This is a genomic window from Candidatus Ozemobacteraceae bacterium (genome assembly GCA_035373905.1).
Lineage (GTDB): Bacteria > Muiribacteriota > Ozemobacteria > Ozemobacterales > Ozemobacteraceae > MWAR01.
On the sequence record DAOSOK010000036.1, the window covers coordinates 1 to 22337 of the forward strand.

Here is a 22337-nt window from a genome sequence, read left to right on the forward strand (position 1 = left end):
CTGATTGCTGGAAAGCTAAATTTTGGTCTACCCACGTAAAATAGCGAGGAACCACTTTTTGAGACAAGTAGTAATCGGAAATGATCCATGTATTATGGCATGTATATATACATTCGGTTGCGTTGGTTCCATGAATCAGAATATCAGATGACATAATACTCATTTTGTGAGAGGTTTACATGGTCGATTTCGGTTTTTGGGCCCTGGTGTTGATTCTTGGCGTGGTTTTCACCTTCTGGGGCTGGTTCGGCCGGAAGCGGGAGGCGGAGCTGAAAAAACACCTGCTGGGGAAGGTCCCGTCGGTCACGATCACGGCCCCATTCCCTGGGCCGTCGGTCAGCACCGACAGCGGCACCCCGGCGAAAACAACGTGCAAAAAATGCGGGGTCGTGTTCGAACCGGCCATTACCCTGAGACTGCCCCTCACCGCCGCAGGGATGCTTCTGGGGTACAGTATCGGCGCGTCAATCGAGAAAATCCCCATCATCCCGATGCTGATGATGCTGATCGGCAACCGCTACATCGACATGATCATCTTCGGCGTCCTGGGCCACCAGATCGGCCGCAGATATGGGCGCTGTCCCGCATGTGGAGCGTTTCAACGGCTTTATTGAGTCCTGCATATCAAAAACCAGCTTCGTGTCTCCGTTCGTGCTGAGCTTGTCGAAGCACGAACAGCCACTTGCCGATGGTTCCTCATTTCGCCCTTCGACAAGCTCAGGGCGAACGGTTGGTTTTCATTCTGAAGGACTCAATAGATCGTCCTGAGCCTGTCGACGAGGCAAGGACTTCTCGTGCTTCGACAGGCTCAGCACGAACGGGCTGGGCCTTACGCTGAAGGGGCGGGGCGGGAGGCCTGGAATTTTCTTGCTTGTCGCCAGTAGGATGACGAGAGGAAGCGGGCGAGGATGAGGGGGAAGGCGGTCAGTATGACCGTGCCGAGGAGGGTTTCCTGGACGGGTGTCCAGCCGTATTGGCTGGGGTCTTGGGCCTGGGCGTACAGGCCGAGGAGGATGAGGGCCCAGAAGCCGGCCGCGAGGGTGTAGATCAGGCGGGCGACGTAGAGTTTCAAGGCAGAGGGGGCGGTGGCAACGGGTTCTTCCGTTTCTTCCACGACGGGCGGGCCGCCGTGGCTGGCGATCCGCTGGAGGGAGAGGCGGCGGCCGGTTTCGAAGAGGTTGCGAAGGGTCTTCCAGATGTAGACAGGGCCGGCCAGGAACATGATCAGAACGAGAAGGGGCTGCTGGCTGAGCAGGAAGGCGTCGTAGAGGCCGTGGCCGAAAACGGCGTAGAGGTAGCCCCGGACGATGAGGGATTGCTGCTGCTCGGGCGGGGCGAACTTCGCAAGACCGGCGTAATACCCCATCATGGCACCCCAGGCGAGGTGGCCGGGGACCGACAGGACGGCGCGCAGGACACCGACGCCGGCGCCGTGGTCGAGGACGTAGAAGAAGTTCTCGACGCCGGCGAACCCGAGCGATGCGGCCGAGACGTAGACGATGCCGTCGTTTTCCTCGTTGAAGTTCGGGTCGTTCCAGACGGGAACGAGGCCGGCGAGAAGTTTTCCGAGCTCTTCGACGGCGGCGATCCCGAGGAACGAGAAGAGGAAGATGCCGGCGAGGTCTTTCGGCGGGCCGCCGAACGCGAATTTCTCGATGGCGACCTCGACGATCACAACGGGAACGATCGCCATCGCGCCCCATTTCATGACCTTCATGACGAGCTCGACCGGCTCCGGCTCGGCGCGGTCCATATAGCGGAGATACCGGAAGAACATCACGATCGGGGCAATCGACAGAATTGTCAATACAAGAAACGGCAGCACGTGCGAACCTCCCGGAAAATCCTTCTCACATTGCCATTGTTCCCCATCGCCCCCTGAAAAGTAAAGGGCGATTTTCGAACCGGTTTTTCGCCATTCCGGATAAGGTCGTCACCGTCACAGATCTTCATCTGAACTACTTTTCAGACTAATCGGGTATTTTTGCAAGTTGAACTTGCATAAATACCCTCCCGATCGTATGATTAGGTTGGAATGATACCGCGCACGATCGAAAACCTCCTGAAGAAGCTGGCCCGGCAGTATCCGGTGATCACCGTAACGGGGCCACGTCAGAGCGGAAAAACCACGCTCTGCCGGGCCGCGTTTCCGAAGATGCCGTATGTCAGTCTCGAAGCCCATGATATCCGTTCATTTGCCATGGATGATCCTCGCGGCTTTCTGGCACAGTATTCCGGCGGTGCGATTCTCGACGAGATCCAGCGTGCACCGGAACTGCCCTCGTATATCCAGACGCTCGTCGATGAAGACCCTGCGCCTGGGCGTTTCATCCTGACCGGCAGCCAGCAACTCGAAATGACGAATGTCGTTTCGCAGTCACTCGCGGGCCGGACGACGCTTCTGAAGCTTCTTCCGTTCAGTATCGACGAACTCGGGCCGAGGCGGTTGCCAAAGAGTCTCGACGAGGTTCTTCTCACGGGGTTCTATCCTCGGATTCACGATCGGGGCCTCGACCCGGTGCGCACTCTGGCCGATTATTTCGAAACGTATGTCGAGCGTGACCTCCGGCAGTTGGCCCATCTACGCGACCTCAGCCTCTTCACGCGGTTCGTCAAGTTGTGCGCGGGAAGGGTGGGGAACCTCTGCAATCTCCAGGGACTGGCCGCCGACACGGGCGTCTCGCATACGACGGCCCGGGCCTGGATGAGGCTTCTCGAAGCCTGCTACGTCGTCTTTCTCCTGCCGCCATGGTATCGAAACGTCAGCCGCAGACTGATCAAATCACCCAAGCTCTACTTTTACGACGTCGGGCTCGCGACGCATCTCCTCGGCATCGAAACGCCGGAACAGGTTTCCCGTGATCCTCTGCGAGGCGCCCTGTTCGAGAACCTGATCGTGCTCGAATGCCTGAAGCATCGATATCATCGCGGTCAGCGGAGCAACCTCACCTTTTTCCGGGATGTGAAAGGCAACGAGATCGATCTCGTCATCGAAGAGGGTCGCGAGGTGTTTCCCATCGAAGTAAAGTCCGGCGCCACCGTTCCCGGCGATGCCGGCAGAGGGTTCGAGTCATTCGAGCGTCTTGCCGGCCCCTTTCCCCGGGGAAGCGCCGTCGTCTACGGCGGCGATCGCCCCGAGAAGCGCACCGACCGTTCCTTCGTTCCCTGGCGCGATCTTCACGACCTGCTGAACGGGCTCAGCGGTACAAGCGGTGGGAATTCCCCGTGATCGACAGGGAGATACTCGACAGGTTGCTGGCGCAGATACCGGCGAAGCCGGGGGTGTATATCATGCGCAATACTTCCGGGCAGGTGATCTACGTCGGGAAGTCGCGGCGGCTGGTCAGCCGGGTCAGGTCGTATTTTCGGGCCCGGCATCGGGATGCGAAGACGAACCGGCTCGTCGCGGCGGTGGCGGATCTCGAGTTCGTCGTGACCGACACCGAGTCGGAGGCGCTGATCCTCGAGAACAACCTGATCAAGAAGCACAAGCCCTGGTATAACATCCTCCTCAAAGACAGCAAGACGCACCCGTATCTGATGGTGACGACGAGCGAGACGTACCCGCGCATCCTGAAAGTGCGGCGGGTGACGTTCAACGATGGCAACCTGTATTTCGGGCCGTTCACGGACGAGTACGGCCTCAAGCGCATCATCGAGTTTCTGAACGTGACGTTCCGGCTCTGTTCGTCGGGAAAGGTGATCGATCCCGACAAGCCTGCCCAGCGGAAACAGTGCCTCCGTCACGATCTCGGCGCATGCCGCGGCGCCTGCTACGGCAGGATTTCCCCCGATGAATACCGGGCTCTCGTCGACAGGGCCGTCCGGGTACTCACCGGGAAAGAGCCGCCCGACCTCGGCGCCCTTACGAAACAGATGGAAACCCTCTCCGCGCAGTTCCGGTTCGAGGAAGCGGCGGAGCTCCGCGACACGATCGGGGCCTTCACAGGCTTCATGGCCGCGCAGAAAGTCGAGTTCCTCAAGCCCGTCGACGGCGACGTCTGGGGACTTTCCGAGAGCGGCGACACCTTCATCGCGTCGGTCTTCTTCATCCGCGACGGGAAACTGATCGGCCGGCGCACGATCGAAGCCGAGCGGGAGCCCGGCTCGAACACAGGCGAGCTTCTCGGCACGCTGATGTCGCGGTTCTACGACGCCAATATCATTCCGCACCGAATTCTCACCTCGATCTGCCCGCATCCGCTGTCGGCGCTCAGGGACATGCTTTCCGCAACCAGCGGCCATGCCGTGCGCATCGCGACGCCGCGGCGCGGCAGGTTCAGGAAGCTGCTCGCCCTCGCGAACCAGAATGCCCTCGAACTGATGAAGAACATTCGCGCCGAAGGGGAGGGCAGGGTGGCCGACGGGGTTCTCGAACTCGAGCGCATGCTTTCGCTGAAGCGCACGCCGCGCCGCATCGAGTGCGTCGACATCTCGCACGTCGGAGGCGTCGACCCCGTCGCGTCGCTCGTCACGGCGATCAACGGCGTCCCGAAGAAGAGCGAATACCGGCTGTATCACATCAAGACCGCGTCCGGCGGGGACGACCCGGCCTCGATCGGGGAAGTCACCCGGCGCCGGTTCACCCGCAGGCTCGAAGAGGGCAGCCCATTGTGCGACCTGTATGTGGTCGACGGCGGCATCACCCAGGTGCGATCGGCCAGGGCTGTGCTCGACGAACTGGGCGTCGACCGCGAGGTGTGGGGGCTCGCCAAGAAGGAGGAGCTCCTCGTGCCGCCCGAGGGCGAGCCCGTGAGGCTTCCGCACACGTCGTCGGCCCTGCGCATGCTCGTGAAACTCAGGAACGAAGCGCACCGGTTCGCGAACTCGTTCCAGAAGAAAGTTCACGGGAAATCGACGATGCGGTCTTCGTTGTTGAATCTGCCGGGCGTCGGGGAAAAGACGCTCCGCAAGGTGATCGATGCGTTCGGGTCGGTTCTCCGGGCTTCTGAGGCCACGGCCGAGGAACTGGCGCATCGTGCGGGCATACCGCTCAAGACGGCGAACCTGATTTGGACGGCCCTGCGGGGGAAGGGGGGGGCGTGATACAATGTTCGCCATCCCTCCGCGACGGGTATTCATGGATCGCGGACGGGGCACACAACGCGTGCGGGTGTGCCGTTTGCATTTGCTGGCTGGGGGCGGGTTTCAAACCCACCCCTACGGAAGATGGGGTTGTCATATTATCAGCAATATAGATTTTATTCGGATTCGTTTGTTTGTATACATATTCGTATGTTGCATGATGATGCCCGGTCATGCCACACCGGCAAGCGGGGCGGATCAACTCCTTGCGGAGGCTTTTTCGACGGCGTTTCGGGACCCGGAGGAGTTTCGGGCGACGGGATTGTTCGAGAAGCTCGGGTATGCGCCGGACCAGGTCAGGGCGATGGCCGAGATCACGCCGCGGCCGGCATCGCTGACGGTCGAAGCCGAGCCGGCCGGCGACGCTTCGGGGGCGTTCCGGCTGATTCGGGTCAGGTGTTCGGGAGTGCAGTATTACAACCTGACGATCGATCATGCGGGGTTCGAGTTTCCCGACGTGCGGGTCGACCCCGAAGCCCTCGCAAACGGGCATCTGCGGTTTGTTTCGGCCGGGCGCATCGATCTCGAGACGCATGTTTCCGCCGACGACATTCTGAAGGTGTTCCGTTTTTTCGCGAAGGCCCAGCGGCTTTCCCAGATGTCGCTCCGGATCGCGCCGCAGGAAACGGTTCTGACAGGCAATGTCCGGAAGGGGATTTTCGTCGCGAGATTCCGCGTCAACGGACAGCCGAAACTCATTTCGACGGACCGGATCGCGTTCGACTGCCGCAAGATGGACATCAACGGCGTTCCCCTTCCCGCCGCCGCGATCAGGGCGATGTTCTCGCGCATCAACCCCGTCTTCGACGCCAGGAAAACCTGGCTGAACCTGAAACTCCGGGAAATGGGCGTCGAAAGCGGTTTTGTCGCGACGAAAGCCACGATTCACCCGGCGCAGGCCACGGCCGCGTCGGCAACTTCCATTCTTCCGCGAGGATGACCATGCCCAGCCCACGACGCATTCACCGCATTGCAACGTCCCTGCACAACCGTCAGACGGACATCATCGTCGCGCTCGACGGGGTGCACGATCCACATAACGTCAGCGCGATCCTGCGCACCTCCGACGCGGTCGGCGTCGACCGGGTCATCTGGCGCCCAGATCCCGAAGCGAAGTGGGTGAACCCCGAAGTCACGCGCGGCTCGGAACGCTGGGTGGCTCTCGAGGATTACGATGACTTCCTCGGCGAGATGCAGAAGTTCAAGAAGGCGGGGTACAAGATCGCCGCGACCCATCTCGCGCGCAACGCCGTCGATTTCCGCAAGATCGACTGGACGAAGCCCTGGATCGTCGTCATGGGAAACGAGCATCGCGGCTGCACCGACGAAGTGCTCGAGATCGCCGATGAAAATATATTCTTACCTATGTACGGTCTCGTCCAGAGTCTCAACGTCTCGGTCGCAACCGCAGTCACCCTGTACGAGATTCAGCGCCAGCGCGAACTCGCCGGAATGTATGGGCGCCAACGATCTTCAGAGCACGTCGAATACATGATGCAGCGCTGGAATCTCGGAGTCGAGGGATTTACGCTGACTGACCTCCTCGAGTATCCCAGCTCCCCCCTTCCCGCCGAATCTGGTGATCATCAGGACGGACGGAAGGTTCCTCGCAAACGGAAAAAAGTCGTTACGGCAGCCTGTTGAACGTCTCGACCATGGCCGGGTCTGTCGTTTCGTCCAGTTTGACCGTCCTGGGCAATTCTGATACGCTTGTGTCGTATCGCACAGATTATTGATTCCTGCAGAATGAAAGCCACCCCTTCGCCCTGAGCCTGTCGAAGGGCGAATTGAGGAATCATCGGCAAGTGGCTGTTCGTGCTTCGACAAGCTCAGCACGAACGGAGACACGAAGCTGGTTTTTGATATGCAGGACTCAATAGTATTTTTCCCGAGGAGGATATCGAGATGGAAATGCCTCGTGTTTCCCGTCGTTCAGCCTTCGTTGCTGCTTTGACCTGCATGGTGTTTTTCCTGGCTTCCTATTGTTCCGTCCCCCTGTCTGCTGATCCCGACACGATCCAGAAGATCAACCAGATATTCGACATGAGGCTGGAGAACGAACTTCAGCTCAGACAGACACATAAAGAGTATTTGAAATATTATAAGAGCGACCATCCGCAGGACATGCAGAAAACCTATGAACTCGAAGCGCAGATGAATATCCTGAAAGAAAAGGGCGAACGGCTCTATCATGAATATCACTGGCTTCTCGCGAAAATTCCTGAACCGCAGAAAACGCAGATTGTCATTGCCAATAACGTGAAAGAAATGGAATTCTTTAAGAAGCATTCTCAGAGCAGTTCCGGGAATCATCGTACCGACTGACGCCCCTCGGGTTGCAGAGGAAGCAAACAGGCCGGGTTCGTTCCCCGGCCTGTTTGCTTCCCCGACGATGTTCCTTTATCATTCAACATTCATTCTTCATCCCCCTTTTGAAAGGACATTTTCATGAATCCCACCAGGCCTGGCTACCCCTTTTCGCGCGAGCTTCATGTCGAGGGGCATCTGATCGATTCGGGCATCATGTCAGCCTGTATGGATCTGATCATCAAGAACGAAGGCGAGTACGAGATCCACGAGTTCGTCGTCGGAAAGTCGCACGAACAGCCGTCCCGTGCCAGGTTCACGGTGTTCGGAAGGACGGAGGCGGAGCTTCAGACGCTCTGCGAAGGACTTCACGGGCACGGCTGCCAGCCGGTCGTCGAAGAGAACGCGGTTCTGAAACCGGCTTTGCAAGACTGGGTCGTTCCCGAGGATTTTTACGCCACGACAAACCACCTGACCGAGGTCCGTCTGGACGGCGTGTGGTACAAAGCGCGAAACCAGCGCATGGACGCGGTTCTCGTCTGCTCGAAGCAGGGAAGCGGCTGGGACATCGTCTGCCGCAAGTTCCGCGACGTGAAGGCCGGCGACCTGATCGCCTGCGGCATTCGCGGCATACGCATCAAGCCGGAATCCAAGGAGCGCGACCGGGAAGAGTTCGCGTTCATGAACAGCGAGGTCAGTTCCGAGCGCCGTGTCCGGATCGCGGTGAAAAAGATCGCGCAGACGATCATCGACAAGCGGAAAAACGGCGGCAAACTCGGCATCACGCTCGGTCCCGTCGTTGTACACACGGGCGGCGCCGAGTACCTTTCGCGCATGATCCGCGACGGGTACGTCGACTTCCTTCTTTCCGGCAACGCGTCGGCGGTACACGATATCGAGCAGAGCCTCTTCAGGACGTCGCTGGGCATCGACATCGAAAGCGGCGAACCGGTCGAGGACGGCCATCGCAATCATCTTCGGGCCATCAACGAGATCTTCCGGTGCGGGTCGGTGAAGAACGCGGTCGAACAGGGCGTTCTCACACACGGCATTTTTTACGAATGCGTGAAGCGCAATGTTCCGTTCGCGCTCGCCGGAAGCATCCGAGACGACGGCCCGCTTCCGGAGGTGTACACCGACATGGTCGTGGCGCAGAAAGCCTATTTCGACCTGATGCAGGGATGTACCGTGATGCTGATCCTTTCGACGATGCTCCACGGCATCGGCGTCGGGAATATGCTTCCCGGTTGGGTCAAGACGATCTGCGTCGACATCAACCCTGCGGTCGTCACGAAACTCGCGGACCGCGGTTCCCACCAGACGATCGGCATCGTGACCGACGTCGGCAGCTTTCTGGCCGCGCTGTACCACGAACTGAAGAAGCTCGACCCCGGAACGACTTCCGCCTGACGGAGAAAACTTTTCTCTCGCGCGCGAAAATTCGTTAAGAAACCTGCGCTTCCGGCCGAAGAGGGATAAAGCGGACCGGATATACCCTCCAGCCGCGCGTCGTCGAGACGCATACGGGGTATTGGCGCTCGGTCGCCGGCACGTCAGGGAGTCGTTCCATATGGGCGAATACAAGGAAGCTGTTCGCGAGTGGGTCAAAGATTTCGTGAAGGCGTTGATCTTTTTCGTCATCCTGCAGACCTATTTTCTGCAGGGCTTCATCATCGAAGGCGCCTGCATGGAGCCTCAACTGAAGTCGCACGAGAAGATCCTCGTCAATAAGATGATCTATCATCTTCGGAAACCGTCGCTGGGTGAAGTCGTCGTCTTCACGTTCCCGCTCGACCCCAAGAAAGATTTCATCAAGCGCGTCGTCGGCGGCCCGGGCGATCTTCTCGAGGTTCGCGACGGGTATCTGTACCGAAACGGCGTCAGGGTGTCGGAGCCCTTCGTGAAAGAGTATGTATTCGGCTCGTATGGCCCGCTGCGCGTTCCGAAGGATAAGATCTGCGTCATGGGCGACAACCGGAACAATTCTCACGACAGCAGGGCGTGGGGGTTTCTCGACATCTCCCAGGTGAAGGGCCGCGCAGAGTTCAAGTTCTGGCCCCCCTGGGACATGGGTCCGATCCCCGCGATTCCCTATTGATGCGGAGTTTCATTTGACATGATCGATTTGCAGCGATACAATGACACCGGTTCCGGATGCCAGCCGTCCGCAACCAGTCACATACGAGGGAGCGGTCAGGTGACCACGAGATTGGCTCTGCAACATTTCCGTTGTCCAACCTGCCTCGCCGAGTTCGATGCGAACATCGTCGAGGCCGTCAGCCACCAAGGCCAGGACTCGGATTTCTATCCCCACTACATCGGGGAAGACCCTCTCGAACATTTCCTCGTTCAGTGTCCGACCTGCCTTTTTTGCGCGTATCCTGACGATTACGCAAAGACAGATGACGTCGAAGCGATCAGCCAGGAGCGTATTCGGGAGATTCTCGAGCAGCCGCTTGCGAAAAAGCTTCCGAGAGTCGCTCAGATGTATTATCTGGCGGGAAAACTTTACGAATACCAGAAAAAAAATCCCTACCATATCGGGAACCTGTATCTGCGCGGCTCCTGGGTCTGCCGCAAGTCAGACAACCGGAAAGCGGAGATCGAGATGCAGCAACTCGCCGTCAAGTTTCTTCGCGTTTCCGTCGAGCGCTCGACCGTCGCCAATCCCGACAATCTTCCCGTCGTGACGTATCTCGTCGGCGAATTGTACCGAAGGCTCGAGGATAAGTCGCAAGCCCGCGAGTGGCTGAACAGCGTCGAAGAAGTTCTCATCGACCAGGACCAGCAGTGGCTTCTCGAACTCGCAAAGAAGCAGGCCGAGTTGAACGAACATTTCATCAATTAGCGCCGGTATACGATCATGGAACGAACGGGGTTGAAAAACCCCGTTTTTTTCTCTCATCAGAACCACGCATCGTTCCGATAGCAGGGAACCGGGAGAGATTGCAGCATGCGCGTTCTTCTCGTTTCTGACATTCACTCGAACATCGAAGCTCTTACGGCAGTCATCGAAGCAGCAGACTTGTCGCGGTTCGACGCGGTCTGGTGCGCCGGCGACGTGACGGGGTACGGCCCGAACCCGGATGAATGCGTCAAATTCTTCTCGGGCCTTCCCAACCTAAAAATCGTCCTGGGAAACCATGATTCGGTCATCTCGAAAGTCTCCGCGCCGATCGGATTCAATCCCAACGCGATCAATGCGGCACTGAAGAACATCGAGTCGATCACTCCCGAGTCGCAGCAATGGCTCGCCGAGCTCGAGCCTTCCCTTCGTATCGATCCGGAAATGATCCTCGTTCACGGGAGTCCTCTCGACCCGGATGAGTATCTTCTGTCTCTCGAACTCGCGATTCCCTCGCTTTCCTCGATGGCGAAGTCCGGCATCCGCGTGGGCATGTTCGGGCATACGCACATGCCCGCCGTCTACGCCTACGACAAAGCGAACGATCAGTATTCCGAGGAGTCCGTCAAGGCCGACAAGGATATAGAACTTCGTATTTCAAGCGAATTCGTCTATCTCGTCAATCCCGGGTCCGTCGGGCAGCCCCGAGACGGCGACCCCCGGGCGTCTTTCATGGAACTCGAAATTCACGAAACCCGCATCATCGTGCGGAACAGGCGCGTCTACTACAAGATCGCCTCGTGCCAGGAGAAAATGCGCGAGAGGAAGTATCCGGAGGTTCTCATCAACCGGCTGAACTACGGATGCTGAAACGCCGTTCGGAATATCATCCGGCGTATATAGCTAACGGAGTATATTCGTGATCAAGGCAAGAGTGAAATATGCGGATGAAAAAGGCCGCATGCAGGAGTTCGTGCGCGAGGTCGAGTCGATCGAGGAGTTGCGCACGGCCCTGACAGATCACGGATGTTACGTCCTGCGCATCGACGAGGAGCCGAAAAGCTGGACGGAGCATCTTTCAGAAATCCTGCAATTGAGGCGCGGCGTCGGCATCCGCGAACTCATGGAGTTCACTCGCCTGCTGCGCACGCTCATCAAATCGGGCCTTCCTCTGAAAGAGGCGCTTGATCTTCTCGTCGAGGACGCTCCTCCCGGGGCTCTCTCGAGCGCCGTCAGGGCCGTCAGTCGAGACGTCGGAGAAGGGGTCTCATTCAGCCAGGCGCTCGCCAGGCATCCGCACGTTTTTCCGGACATTTTCGTGAAAACGGTCGTCGCCGGCGTCGCCGCGGGCGCGCTCGAGAGCGTGCTCGATCGGATGTCGTCGTATTATGCCGGAATTCTCGAGATCCGGGGCAAGATCTTCAACGCCCTCATCTACCCGGCCGTGCTGCTGCTGGTCTCAATCGCGGCCGTCGCCTTCATGATGGTGAAGGTGGTTCCAGAGTTCACGGACCTGTTCCGGAATCTCGACGTGCCGCTTCCCCCCTTCACGCAGTTCGTGCTGGGGGCGTCCGGTCTTCTGGCCGAATGGTTCTGGCTCGTCATCGTCGCGGTCGTCGTGCTGTTCGTCTCGTTCCGGAAATATACCGCCACGGCCGTCGGGAGAACGCACGTCGACGGCCTGAAACTGTCCGTTCCGATGATCGGAACTCTCGAGGAAAAAATGGGCTTCAGCCAGTTCGCTCGAACGCTCGCGACGATGGTAGAGGGGGGCATCCCGCTCCTGCAGAGCCTTTCGGTCGTAATCGACAGCCTGGAAAACCGGGCCCTCGCCCTGAGGCTTTCAAATATACCTGAATCTATTGAGCGCGGCGACAGCTTCGCGCAGGCACTCAAATCGATCCCACAGGTTCCGCGCATGGTGCCCCGCATCGTCAAGGTCGGCGAGGAGTCGGGCAATCTCGGGGAGATGCTCAACGGGCTTGCGGACCATTACGACGAGGAAATCGACAATCTCACCTCGTCGCTGACGAGGCTGATCGAGCCCCTGCTTTTCCTGCTGATGGCCGTCGTCATCGGCTCCATCATCGTCGCCCTTCTGCTGCCGGTTCTGACCGCCGCGACGAACATCCGCTGACCACGGGAGAGGAAAGAATGGACCATATCCGACAGTTTCTCCTTGACCATCATCTGATCGGGAAGGACGCTCTTGCGAAACTTGAAGATCGCGCACATCGCGAGAACAAAGCTCTTTCCGATCTCGTCGCCGAGGATGCGTCCGTCGATCAAAAAGCCCTTCATCGCGCTTTCGTCAAGCTGTTCATGAAGAAACCACCGTTCGAGATTCTTCTCGAAATGAATCTGATCACCCCGGACCAGCTCCGAAAGATAGAAGAGGAGTTCGGGGCGCCTCCGGCCGACCTCGGCCGCATTCTTCTCGAACGGAAACTCATCACCGAGGAGCAGTATGCCCAGGCCGTCGCCCGCGAACTCAGCCTCGAATACGTCGATCTGACGAACTACAAGATCGACGACGACCTGTTCAACAGCGTCGACGTCGCCCTGATGCGCACCTACTCGTTCATCCCGGACTCCCGGAACGACAAGGAGTTCGTGCTCATCATGTCCGACCCCGGAAACGTCGACGCGATCGAGGAGCTCGAGGTAAAACTCGGCCTGCCGATCCTTCCGAAGGTCGCATCGCTTCACGCGATCCAGAAGCAGTTATCGCTGATGATCGAGACAAGCCTCGACTCGAAACTCGTCCTCGCCGACATGGACAACATTCAACCCCTGGAACTCGTCGTCGAGAAGGAGAGCGCGGAGGAAGCCGCCCCCGGCCTCGCGATCAGCGAGGAAGTGAACCAGGAGGCGCCGGTCGTGAAAATGGTCGACTCGATCCTCCTCAAGGCCGTACGAAAAAAATCAAGCGATATACATTTTGAAGTTTACGAATCGCAATTGAAGGTGAAATTTCGCATCGACGGCGTGCTGCACGAGATCTTTTCAGACGTCGAGCCGCGTCAGCGGGCCCCGATCATCTCGCGGCTCAAGGTCATGGCGCAGCTCGACATCGCCGAGAAGCGCATTCCGCAGGACGGGCGTTTCAAGCTGAAAATCGACGACAGGGCCGTCGACTTCCGCGTCTCGGTGCTTCCCTCGATTTTCGGGGAAACGGTGGTCCTTCGCATTCTCGACAAATCCTCGCTGGGCCTGGACATTCAGAAGGTCGGGCTCCAGGGGAACGATCTTCTGGCGTTCCAGCGCAACGTGAAAAAGCCGTATGGCATGGTGCTGGTAGCGGGGCCTACGGGCTCGGGCAAGACGACGACGCTGTATTCGGCCATCAAATACGTGAAGACGCCGGAAGATAAGTTCATCACGATCGAAGACCCCGTCGAATACCAGCTTCCCGATATCGTCCAGATTCCCGTGAACGAGAAGAAGGGGCTGACGTTCGGTTCCGGCCTCCGCTCGATCGTCCGACAGGACCCCGATGCGATCATGGTCGGCGAGATACGCGACCAGGAGACGGCGCAGATCGCGGTCAACGCGGCCCTGACGGGCCACCTGGTGATGAGCTCCATCCACGCGAACAACGTCATCGACGCGATATCGCGGCTGACGAACATGGGAATCGATCCCTACGAGTTCGTCAGTTCTTTCAATCTGATTCTCTCCCAGCGTCTTATCAGGCGCATCTGCCCGAACTGCAAGACGGACGACGACACGATCACCGACGAGATGAAGCGCCTCAACATCGATTTCGAGGAGCATGCGTCCACCGCCTTCAAGAAGGGCGCCGGCTGCCGATACTGCCACAAGACTGGCTACCAGGGCCGGTTCGGCATCTTCGAGGTTCTCGAGATGACGCCGCGCATCAAGCAGATGATCCTCTCGAAGGAGTCGCCCCTTCTCATCCGAAAAGCAGGCATCGAGCAGGGGATGGTCCCGCTCCGGCAGGCCGGATGGAAGCGTGTCGAAGCCGGCGACACGACGTTCGATGAAATGAACCGTGTGACGTTCGAGGAAGGGAACCTGTCATGAGACTGTTCACGCAATACACGGCAATAGACATCGGAACCGCTTCGATCAAGGCCGTCCAGCTGGAGCATACGAACGGCAACGCCGGATATCGCCCCGCCGCTCTCGTCTGCGAGCCCGTTCCGGACGGCATGATCGGAGGCGGCTTCACGAATCCGGTCATCGGCGCCATCGGAAAGTTCCGGGATCTTCTCAGGAACGTCTTCTCGAAAATCCGTCACGGCCGCCAGGGTTGTATCGTCGGCCTTCCCGACAGATGGGTGAAGCTCAACCTGCTCGACATGACGTTGAAACCGGGGGAAGGCGAGCTGCGGGAATTCCTCGAACACCGAATGAAACGCGACCTGAAAGTTTCGCCGGGCCTCGACGTCGCCGTAGACTTTCAACTGCTCTCGGCCGAGAAAATCCCCGAAGGCACATCGCACCGGTATCTCGTCGGCATGGTCAGCCGAAATCTTCTCGACACGCTGTCGGAAGTGCTCGCCGAGCTGAAGGTCCAGGTGATGGCGTTCGACACATCGTCGCTCGGCGTCTACAACGTGTTCGAAGGCCTTCACCCCGAGAACGCGATCGACCGCCACATCATGATGTGCCACGTCGGACACGAGACGACCGTCGTGAAATGTTTTCAGAACGGTATCCTCCGATACGAGCGGGTCATCGAGGTCGCCGGCGCGGAGTTTACGCATCATTGCATGGATATTCACCAATATACGATCCATGACGCCGAAGAGTTCATGAAAAGCACCGTCTTCTTCCCGGTCGACACGGCGGGGATCCTGGCGATGTATCCGAAGCGCAACGACATTGCGCGCATATTCGGGAACTGGCTCCGCGAGTTGAACGTCACGTTCCGGTTCTACCAGGAGAAGTTCAAGATTCAGAAGCTCCCGAGAGTCTATCTGACGGGGGGTTCGTGCCTGTTCGCGGGGCTGACCGAGTTTTTGAGCGATTACTTCGGCACGCCCGTCGAACGGTTCAACCCTCTCGCCCAGCTTCCCGGCGTCGGAACGATCGAGCCGTCCGTCCTCTCGCTCGGCCCGCGATACGCGCCCTGCATCGGACTCCTGGTTGAGTGAGGTGAATCGATGAGACATCTGCTGAACTTCGTTCCGACCGTGAAATACCGATCCGGCAGCAGCTTCATGTACAAGACGATCCTGAGCCTTCTCTACGTGGTTCCAACGATGATGACGGGGTACATGGGCTACCAGTATGCGAACACGAGCGAGATGATCGAACGGTTGAACGCCGCGTCGGACGTGCTCGAGAAGCATACCTCCGAGTTTCAGAAAACGCTTGCCGAATCGCGGCCCGATCTCGACGAGATCGATCAGATCAATCGGCGACTCGTCACCTACCACCACACGAACCAGACGCTCCGTTTCTCGTGGAACGATCTCTACAAAACCCTCGAAACCATTCTTCCGCAGGGCGTTCGACTTACCCGGATCCGCATCGTTCCGAAGAAACTCATCAAGATAGCGCTTACCGGAAACGCCCGAGAGCTCGGCGACGTGACGGCCCTGCTGAAGTCGCTCTACACGCTCGACCGGTTTGCGAACCCGAGACTTCTTCGCCACGCGAAACTTTCGGCGAAGGACGAGTCCGGCGTGACGTTCGATATGGATGTCGATTATCTGCCGCTTTCGGGGCAGGAGGGAGCGCAGCCATGATGAATCCGACAGAGATCAGGAAGCTCCGGGAAAAGGCCCCGCTGCCGGCTCTGATCACCCTGATCATGTATTTCGCCCCGTCCTTCGTTCTCATGCCGCATTTCGAGAATCTCGCGGTGACGGAGGCCTCGTTTGACGCGTCGCTGAAAACAGCAACCGAAGTACGGCAGCAGAAAGCGAGCGATGCGGTGCTGAAGGAGAAATACGCGAAACTTGCGAGCGAGGCCGCGGCGCTCGACGGCTGGCTTCCTCCGGAAAGCGATCTTCCGCTGCTGATCGACCGTATCAACGAAACGGCTTCACTGCTCGGCATCGAGATATCGTCGGTCCGGTATGAAATCGACCGGTCGCCGGCGACGACGCTCCCTCCCTGCGTTACGCTCCGGTTCGACCTCAATGCGGACTACGTCGGCATCAGGGCGTTCATGCAAGCGGTAAGGGGGATCCGTATGCCTCTTCTTCTGACTGAAGTGACGGCGAACGAGAACCGCAACTTCACGATCTCGATGATTCACCTGGTGAAGCCATGAATACGAACGCACAGCCCTTTCCCACAAAAACCCGTTCGGAAGTCATTGACACGTTCGCCCAGCAGCAACAGGAGATCCGGGTGCTGAAAGGGCTCCTCATCCTGCTGTTTCTGACGGCCGCCTACGAGTTCGGTCCAGGCATCGTCGCGGAATACGCGATTTCGGGCATCGAGATCCGCGAACCCGAACAGCAGACGGCCTCCAAACCGTTGCCGCCGAAGCGCGTTCAACGCGTGATCAACGAGCTGAACCGGCTCGAAACGTCCTTCCCGATCGTCCGCTCATCCATCAGGCCCGAAAAAGCGGCGCTCGAAGCCATCCGCGAAATTCAGCCGGCGAAGATGACCGCCTCGCAACGTGAAAAAATCCTCGTCGAGCATCTCGAAAAACTCTGGACGTTCTTCTCCCAGCCGACGTGGGAAGATGCTTCCCTCTTCGAGCCCGCAAAGAGGGAAATTCAGGCGATCATGATCCTGCTGAAACGCAAGCTTCCCGAAACCGCGGACCTGCCGCCTCTGCCTTCGGGTGACGTCCGGATCTCCTACATCGAGCTCGCGGGTCGCGATGTGTTTTCGTATGGAACGGAGGGCGGCGAGAAATGACGGGGCATACCTCGACGAGAAAATCGTCCGCCGGCGGGTTCACGCTCATCGAGCTGATCGTCGTCATCTCGATCATCGGGATTCTCGTCAGCATCTCCTCGACACGGAACAGCCTGGCGTTCGAACGTTCGAAGGACGCCGCCGTAATGGTCCAGCTCAATCATATTCGTACAGCTATACATCAATTCGCGCTTGATCACGACGGGCGTTTTCCCGATCGCATCGAGGCTCTTTCCCCAACATATCTGCCCCGGCCCGTACTGAACTGGACCGGAAGCCGGGCGTCGGGGATCATCTCGTTCGACGCCGTGACGGGCTGCGTTCGCCTACACGGCTCTTCGGGCCAGTCGCCGGAGAATACACCTGACAGCAGGGGCAGGCCGTATGCGGAATACTGATTCGCGACGGGGGCTCACGCTCATCGAATTGATGGTCTGCACCGTGATCATCGGCATTCTCGCCGGAACGGCCCTTCCGCTTTCTCGGAATTTCGTCAGGAGCAAGAAGGAGGAAGCCCTGAAAGAGCGGCTTCGCGATTTGCGACAGGCGATCGACCGGTATCATGACGTGATGCTGAAGAGAAATCCCGGAGCTTCCCAGGACGCCCTGTATCCGGTAAAGCTCGAAGATCTGACGCAGGCGCGCGTGCTCAGACGCATCCCGCTCGATCCCTTCCTGGGCCGGCCGGAATGGGGAACCCGTTCGACGACGGACGATGCCGATACCCCGTTCACCGACGGCCGCAATATCTTCGATGTGCGATCCCTGGCGACGGCCACGGCTTTCGACGGAACGCCATACTCGACCTGGTGACGAAAAAACTGATATCCAATTTTTTATCAATTTCCGTACGAAGTTTTGTCACCCCTGTGCAATTATCGCGTCGCTCCCCGCTCGAAAGCAGGGCCCTTCACAAACGCTGATCCGATGCCGTTTCCATGGCATCCACATGATGCGGCGAGGTGCCCTTTTTCGAGTTGGCACGCCTTATGCACTATGCGGATTGCGGTTTTCAAACGACCTTTTGGGGCCGCAGTTCGAAGAGAGCATGGGATGCTCCGGAGTGACATATGAAATCGATTCTGAACATTGCACGATACATCGTTCTCATCGTATCTCTCGCCCTCATCCCCGCGGGAATCGCCGGAGCCTCCGATGATATCGCGGAAGCTGGCATGCCGAACGAAGACATCGAACCCATCGGCGTTCAGACGCATCGCTTCGTCGATCACGACGGCGAAGTGAAGCTCACGGTCGAATGGCTGCGCAGGCCCGGCGAGTTCGCCGTCACGATCGATTATTTCGGGTATCTCACCCAGGAAGGCAGGGTGAACTGCTACCTCGAACTCAACGGCACCCGGCGCGAATTCATTACGCTCCGCGAGAGCGCTTCGGACAGGCACCAGCGGATCAGGATCCTCTCGTTCCACCCGACGGTCACGCGCGGCAGCTCGCGCGGCCTGAAGAAGCTGACGCCCGAGGAAGTCGTCGATTACCTGCTCTTCACGAACGCCCCGTATTATCCGCAGTTCGGCAACGTGAACGTCGAGATGAAGTTCTTCTCCCACGGCCGCTGGGACGGGGACGGCAACAACAATAACGAAAACTACAGAATCAGTTTTCCCTGCCCGATCAAAGTTCAGGCCGAAGACCATTTCTGACGCCCCCGATAACGCCGCGCCCCTTTCGAGAAGCGGCAGTTGAGGCACACATTACTACTCGTCAAGTAACACGACAATCACCCGCATACTCGATACCGTTCGTGCCGAGCTTGTCGAAGCACGAATGCACTCGCCCTTCGACAGGCTCAGGGCGAACCTTGGAAGCAATGGGCGATCGCCGGTTCGTGCTTCGATACCTCAGCACGAACGAAGCCAGCAAATTGGCTTTCGATGAGAGAAGACAATACCATATGAGACGCGCAGCGAGGAGCCGGTAGGTTACATAAAGGAACGACCCGTCAGAGAATGTCTGGCGGGCCGACTGCGGGGTTCCTTCGTTTCAGCGGGGCGGGAGCGGAAGTCCGGGAACGCTTCTGGGATTCACGTACGAACCGTTTCTCTTGATCGCGAGATGCAGGTGGGCCCCGGTCGTCCATTCACCGGTGTTGTCCGAACGTGCGATTTCCTGCCCGTTGCTCACGCGCTGGCCGACAGAGACGGAATAACTCTGGAGATGGCACATAAAGGATTCATAGCCGTTGTCGTAGCGAACCTTCACGAACCGTCCGCCGCCGGATTCATACCCGGCCGCCGTCACGACGCCGTTGCCCAAGGCGTTGAGGCGGGTTCCGGTCGGAACGGGGAGATCGATGCCATAGTGATAGCTATGTCCGAACAGGTCGCGCGGCCCGTATTCGGAGGAAGTGCGGGAAGGCATCGGCGAGCAGGGGGCCGCCCCGAACGCCCCGCCGGCCGACGGCGGGGTGCCAGCGGACGAACCGCCGTCGACGGGGGTCTTGCCGGCGGCTTTCTTCGGCGTCGAAACGTAGTTGGCATGCACGTATCCGTATTTCGAGCCGACCTTGATCTTGTACCAGTCGCCGCTCGTGCCGACGATCGCGACCTTGTCGCCGTCGCGGAGCGAGCCGATGATGCGGCCCCAGGGGCCGTTGCGGATGTTGAGACTCGAATTGACGACGACGGTGCCGGTCATCTCCTCCGTGGAGTTCGAACTTGTCTGGGCGTCTCCCGGCAGCTTGAGCGTCCAGCCTGCGTAAATCAAGCTCGGGTTCTTCTTGAGGGAAGGATAGCGTTCGGAATTTATATCGACGAGTTCCATATACCGGTCGCCGTCCCCCAGAAGACGTTCGGCGATCTTGTAGAGAGAGTCGCCCGACCTGACGGTGTATGTTTTCGACGATGCCTCGCTTCCGCCGCCCGCGTTCGCAGGCACGACCCGTCCGTCTATCACAACGGTGCCAGCGTCATCACCAACCTTGACGTCCGTTCCGGTGAAGGGCGTCTCACCGAACGTCGTCACGGAAAGGGCAACGGCACAAACTGCTGACAGAAGCGCAATACTCTGTTTCTTCATGCGGCACCTCGGTAGATGATAGTCCGATCAACAATACGGAGTTTCGGCAAATTTGTTTCCAAAAAAAGAGAAAACGTTCCCGAGCGGTCGGCGGGGAACGCTTTCGCCTGTTTCACAGGCCGTCACGGCAGATCGTAGGAGATCGGGATCCAGGACGTTCCGTCGCTTCTGAAGCCGAACAGCACGCCGTCCGGCGTGACCGTCAGATGACGGACCATGTCGGGGGCAAGGAAGGGAATCATCAGCAGATCGGCCTGGGCAAGCACCTTCCCGTCGCCGGCAAGCCGCAGAACGCGGTGGCGGTGCACGACGCCGTTTTCGTCGCACGCAACCAACTCGAGATAGACATGGTTCTTCGCATCGGCACCGATCAGCTTCGCCGAAACGTAGCTAGCTTTTCGGTCCTCCGGAAGATCGAGCGGGAACTTCGCGAGCGTCACTTCCGCGACGGGCGATGCCGTCTCAGCCTTGACCAGTTCAGCATTCCGGTCGTCGAACTTCACCCCCAGAGGCTTGTCGTCTGCGCCGACGACGGGCGAGAGATGCGTCTGGCCGTCGTATTTCTCGATCAACTCGCCTTCGGGATTGAACCGGAGAAGGGACTGCATGACCGGGTTCGTGACGAGCAGGTTTCCCTTGCTGTCGACGCCGACTTCCCGCGAATCGGCGAGACCTTCGATCTGGACGAGAGAGACCCCCTTCGCGTCGACGCGGTCGACGACCCCGTCTGTTGAGTTGTACAGATAGAACCCGCCGTTGGGATTCACGGCCAGGTCGGTCATGTGAACGAAATTCTTCTCGCCGGATCCGGGGTAAGGCAAGGCTTCGAGGAGCTTTCCATTTCTGTCGAAATGTTTCAGTTTCTGGTTGACGGTGTCGAGGAGCCAGAACGAACCATCCGCGATCGGCCGGAACGCCGTCGGGGCGCCTTCCGTGCGGTGCTCGACGTCCTGGATGTCGCCGCCGACGCATGTGTCCGAGGTTCCATACGGAATCGAGCAGATATCCTTGTGCGCGACGGCCGACGAGGCAAGCGCCGCTTCATACTGCATGCCGTTGACCATCACAACGGAGAAGGGCTGGGCCGAAACGGCCGCCGGGAGCGAGAGGGCAGCAGCGAGCAGGGTACCGATCAGAATGTTTCTCATGTGTCTTTTCTCACTTTGGAGGAAGTTTGATGCCTGAAACGGAGCGAGGGTTCACCGATTTTCCGCTTCTGTCGTAGATCGTCATGTGGAGGTGAGCGCCAGTCGTCCACTGGCCGGTGTTGTCCGAGCGGGCGATCTGTTGGCCGGCCGAGACGCGCTGGCCGTTCGAGACGTTGTAACTCTGGAGGTGGCAGTAGAAGGACGTAAAGCCGTTGTCATACTTCACCTTCACGAATCGGCCGCCGCCCGATTCGTAGCCGCAGGCCACGACGGTGCCCGCGCCGAGTGAATTCAGGCGGGTCCCGGTCGGAACGGGGAGATCTATGCCGCTGTGGAACGAATGGCCGAACAGATTCCGGGGGCCGAATTCAGAACTGGCGCGGCCGGGCATGGGCGAGCAGGGAGCTGCGCCGAACCCGCCCGTGCCGGGTTTGGAGCCGGAATCGGGAGGTTTGCTGCCCGAGGAGGAAGAGATCGAGACGCCGGACGACCGGTTCGATGCGCGAGCCGTTGGTTCGGCGCCCTGATGCGCCTTGTGACCGGGTGCGCTGACGTAATACGAATGAATATAGGCATACCCGTTGCCATGTTTGATCTTGAACCAGTCGCCTTCCTTGGCGACGATCTGAACCTGGTTGCCGTTCCCGAGTTTACCGACGATCTTTCCCCAGGGCCCCGAGCGGACGTTCAGGCTGGTACCGACCTGTACAGTGCCGGTCTTCGTTCCGGCCGCCGGTCTGGAGACTGCGGTCCGGCCCTCGAGCTTCTTGATCAGCGCCTCGTATTGCTTCACGAGAGCCTCGAGACTGGAGATGGTTTTTTCCATCTGTTCCGCCGTGACGCCCGAAGCGGCGGCGCCGGTCCCCGCTCCCTTGGCAGCGGCGGCGCTATCTGAATCGGTGATCGCGTGGTCCTGCAATGTCGCCAGCGGGTCTTCGGCATGAAGATGCGCTGGCAACAGGCCACAGATGAGAACAACGCAGGTTATCAGGAGCGGAGCAACATGGTTCCTGACCATACACGGCCTCCCTGACGATGAGTTTCATGATATACATTTCCGCCCC

General features: G+C 58.9%; 23 protein-coding genes. 19 read left to right on the forward strand and 4 right to left on the reverse strand.

Annotated features, from left to right (window positions below):
* Nucleotides 1-179: 179 nt before the first annotated feature.
* Nucleotides 180-614, forward strand: coding sequence for a hypothetical protein (locus tag PLU72_15965; GenBank protein HOT29672.1), 435 nt, complete (start codon nt 180-182; stop codon nt 612-614).
* Nucleotides 615-829: 215 nt separating this feature from the next.
* Here the strand turns inward: PLU72_15965 and PLU72_15970 are convergent, their stop codons facing one another.
* Nucleotides 830-1825, reverse strand: a complete 996-nt coding sequence (locus PLU72_15970; GenBank protein ID HOT29673.1) for a PrsW family glutamic-type intramembrane protease — start codon at nt 1823-1825, stop codon at nt 830-832.
* A 210-nt stretch (nt 1826-2035) separates the two neighbouring features.
* Here PLU72_15970 and PLU72_15975 point away from each other — a divergent pair, with 210 nt between their 5' ends.
* The 18 genes from PLU72_15975 (at nt 2036) to PLU72_16060 (ending at nt 18750) form a co-directional block, all read left to right on the forward strand.
* Entirely contained in the window at nt 2036-3229 is a 1194-nt protein-coding gene (locus PLU72_15975) for an ATP-binding protein (protein ID HOT29674.1), read from the forward strand.
* A complete protein-coding gene (gene uvrC / locus PLU72_15980) occupies nt 3226-5046 on the forward strand; it encodes an excinuclease ABC subunit UvrC (protein ID HOT29675.1) in 1821 nt (606 codons plus the stop codon). The genes PLU72_15975 and uvrC overlap by 4 nt, the downstream gene beginning before the upstream one ends.
* A gap of 196 nt (nt 5047-5242) precedes the next feature.
* The gene (locus PLU72_15985; protein ID HOT29676.1) at nt 5243-6025 is read left to right on the forward strand and encodes a DUF2993 domain-containing protein; all 783 of its coding nucleotides are present in this window, start codon (nt 5243-5245) and stop codon (nt 6023-6025) included.
* 2 nt (nt 6026-6027) lie between these two features.
* Nucleotides 6028-6729: a TrmH family RNA methyltransferase gene (locus tag PLU72_15990; protein HOT29677.1), complete on the forward strand. Its 702-nt coding sequence runs from the start codon at nt 6028-6030 to the stop codon at nt 6727-6729.
* Nucleotides 6730-6990: 261 nt separating this feature from the next.
* On the forward strand, nt 6991-7410 hold the full coding sequence (locus PLU72_15995) for a hypothetical protein (GenBank protein HOT29678.1): 420 nt from the start codon (nt 6991-6993) through the stop codon (nt 7408-7410).
* A 123-nt stretch (nt 7411-7533) separates the two neighbouring features.
* Nucleotides 7534-8802: a TIGR00300 family protein gene (locus tag PLU72_16000; GenBank protein HOT29679.1), complete on the forward strand. Its 1269-nt coding sequence runs from the start codon at nt 7534-7536 to the stop codon at nt 8800-8802.
* A gap of 160 nt (nt 8803-8962) precedes the next feature.
* A complete protein-coding gene (lepB, locus tag PLU72_16005; GenBank protein HOT29680.1) occupies nt 8963-9490 on the forward strand; it encodes a signal peptidase I in 528 nt (175 codons plus the stop codon).
* Between the two features lie 99 nt (nt 9491-9589).
* Complete coding sequence (locus tag PLU72_16010; GenBank protein ID HOT29681.1) at nt 9590-10240, forward strand: DUF2225 domain-containing protein; 651 nt, start codon at nt 9590-9592, stop codon at nt 10238-10240.
* A gap of 105 nt (nt 10241-10345) precedes the next feature.
* Nucleotides 10346-11107, forward strand: a complete 762-nt coding sequence (locus tag PLU72_16015) for a metallophosphoesterase family protein (protein ID HOT29682.1) — start codon at nt 10346-10348, stop codon at nt 11105-11107.
* A 49-nt stretch (nt 11108-11156) separates the two neighbouring features.
* Nucleotides 11157-12374: a type II secretion system F family protein gene (locus PLU72_16020; GenBank protein HOT29683.1), complete on the forward strand. Its 1218-nt coding sequence runs from the start codon at nt 11157-11159 to the stop codon at nt 12372-12374.
* Nucleotides 12375-12391: 17 nt separating this feature from the next.
* A complete protein-coding gene (locus PLU72_16025; protein HOT29684.1) occupies nt 12392-14284 on the forward strand; it encodes a GspE/PulE family protein in 1893 nt (630 codons plus the stop codon).
* Nucleotides 14281-15360: a pilus assembly protein PilM gene (gene pilM, locus PLU72_16030; GenBank protein HOT29685.1), complete on the forward strand. Its 1080-nt coding sequence runs from the start codon at nt 14281-14283 to the stop codon at nt 15358-15360. Before PLU72_16025 ends, pilM begins: the two co-directional genes overlap by 4 nt.
* Nucleotides 15361-15369: 9 nt before the next feature.
* On the forward strand, nt 15370-15957 hold the full coding sequence (locus PLU72_16035) for a PilN domain-containing protein (GenBank protein HOT29686.1): 588 nt from the start codon (nt 15370-15372) through the stop codon (nt 15955-15957).
* A complete protein-coding gene (gene pilO / locus PLU72_16040; GenBank protein ID HOT29687.1) occupies nt 15954-16487 on the forward strand; it encodes a type 4a pilus biogenesis protein PilO in 534 nt (177 codons plus the stop codon). Before PLU72_16035 ends, pilO begins: the two co-directional genes overlap by 4 nt.
* The gene (locus tag PLU72_16045) at nt 16484-17089 is read left to right on the forward strand and encodes a hypothetical protein (protein HOT29688.1); all 606 of its coding nucleotides are present in this window, start codon (nt 16484-16486) and stop codon (nt 17087-17089) included. The genes pilO and PLU72_16045 overlap by 4 nt, the downstream gene beginning before the upstream one ends.
* Complete coding sequence (locus tag PLU72_16050) at nt 17086-17487, forward strand: type II secretion system protein (protein HOT29689.1); 402 nt, start codon at nt 17086-17088, stop codon at nt 17485-17487. The genes PLU72_16045 and PLU72_16050 overlap by 4 nt, the downstream gene beginning before the upstream one ends.
* Nucleotides 17474-17902, forward strand: coding sequence for a type II secretion system protein (locus tag PLU72_16055; protein HOT29690.1), 429 nt, complete (start codon nt 17474-17476; stop codon nt 17900-17902). Before PLU72_16050 ends, PLU72_16055 begins: the two co-directional genes overlap by 14 nt.
* Nucleotides 17903-18159: 257 nt before the next feature.
* A complete protein-coding gene (locus PLU72_16060) occupies nt 18160-18750 on the forward strand; it encodes a hypothetical protein (GenBank protein ID HOT29691.1) in 591 nt (196 codons plus the stop codon).
* 340 nt (nt 18751-19090) lie between these two features.
* Here the strand turns inward: PLU72_16060 and PLU72_16065 are convergent, their stop codons facing one another.
* The 3 genes from PLU72_16065 to PLU72_16075 form a co-directional block, all read right to left on the reverse strand.
* Nucleotides 19091-20125 (reverse strand): M23 family metallopeptidase, encoded by a 1035-nt coding sequence (locus tag PLU72_16065; protein ID HOT29692.1) that lies wholly within the window; start codon nt 20123-20125, stop codon nt 19091-19093.
* 122 nt (nt 20126-20247) lie between these two features.
* Complete coding sequence (locus PLU72_16070) at nt 20248-21273, reverse strand: hypothetical protein (GenBank protein ID HOT29693.1); 1026 nt, start codon at nt 21271-21273, stop codon at nt 20248-20250.
* 10 nt (nt 21274-21283) lie between these two features.
* On the reverse strand, nt 21284-22291 hold the full coding sequence (locus PLU72_16075) for a peptidoglycan DD-metalloendopeptidase family protein (GenBank protein ID HOT29694.1): 1008 nt from the start codon (nt 22289-22291) through the stop codon (nt 21284-21286).
* Between the last annotated feature and the right edge of the window lie 46 nt (nt 22292-22337).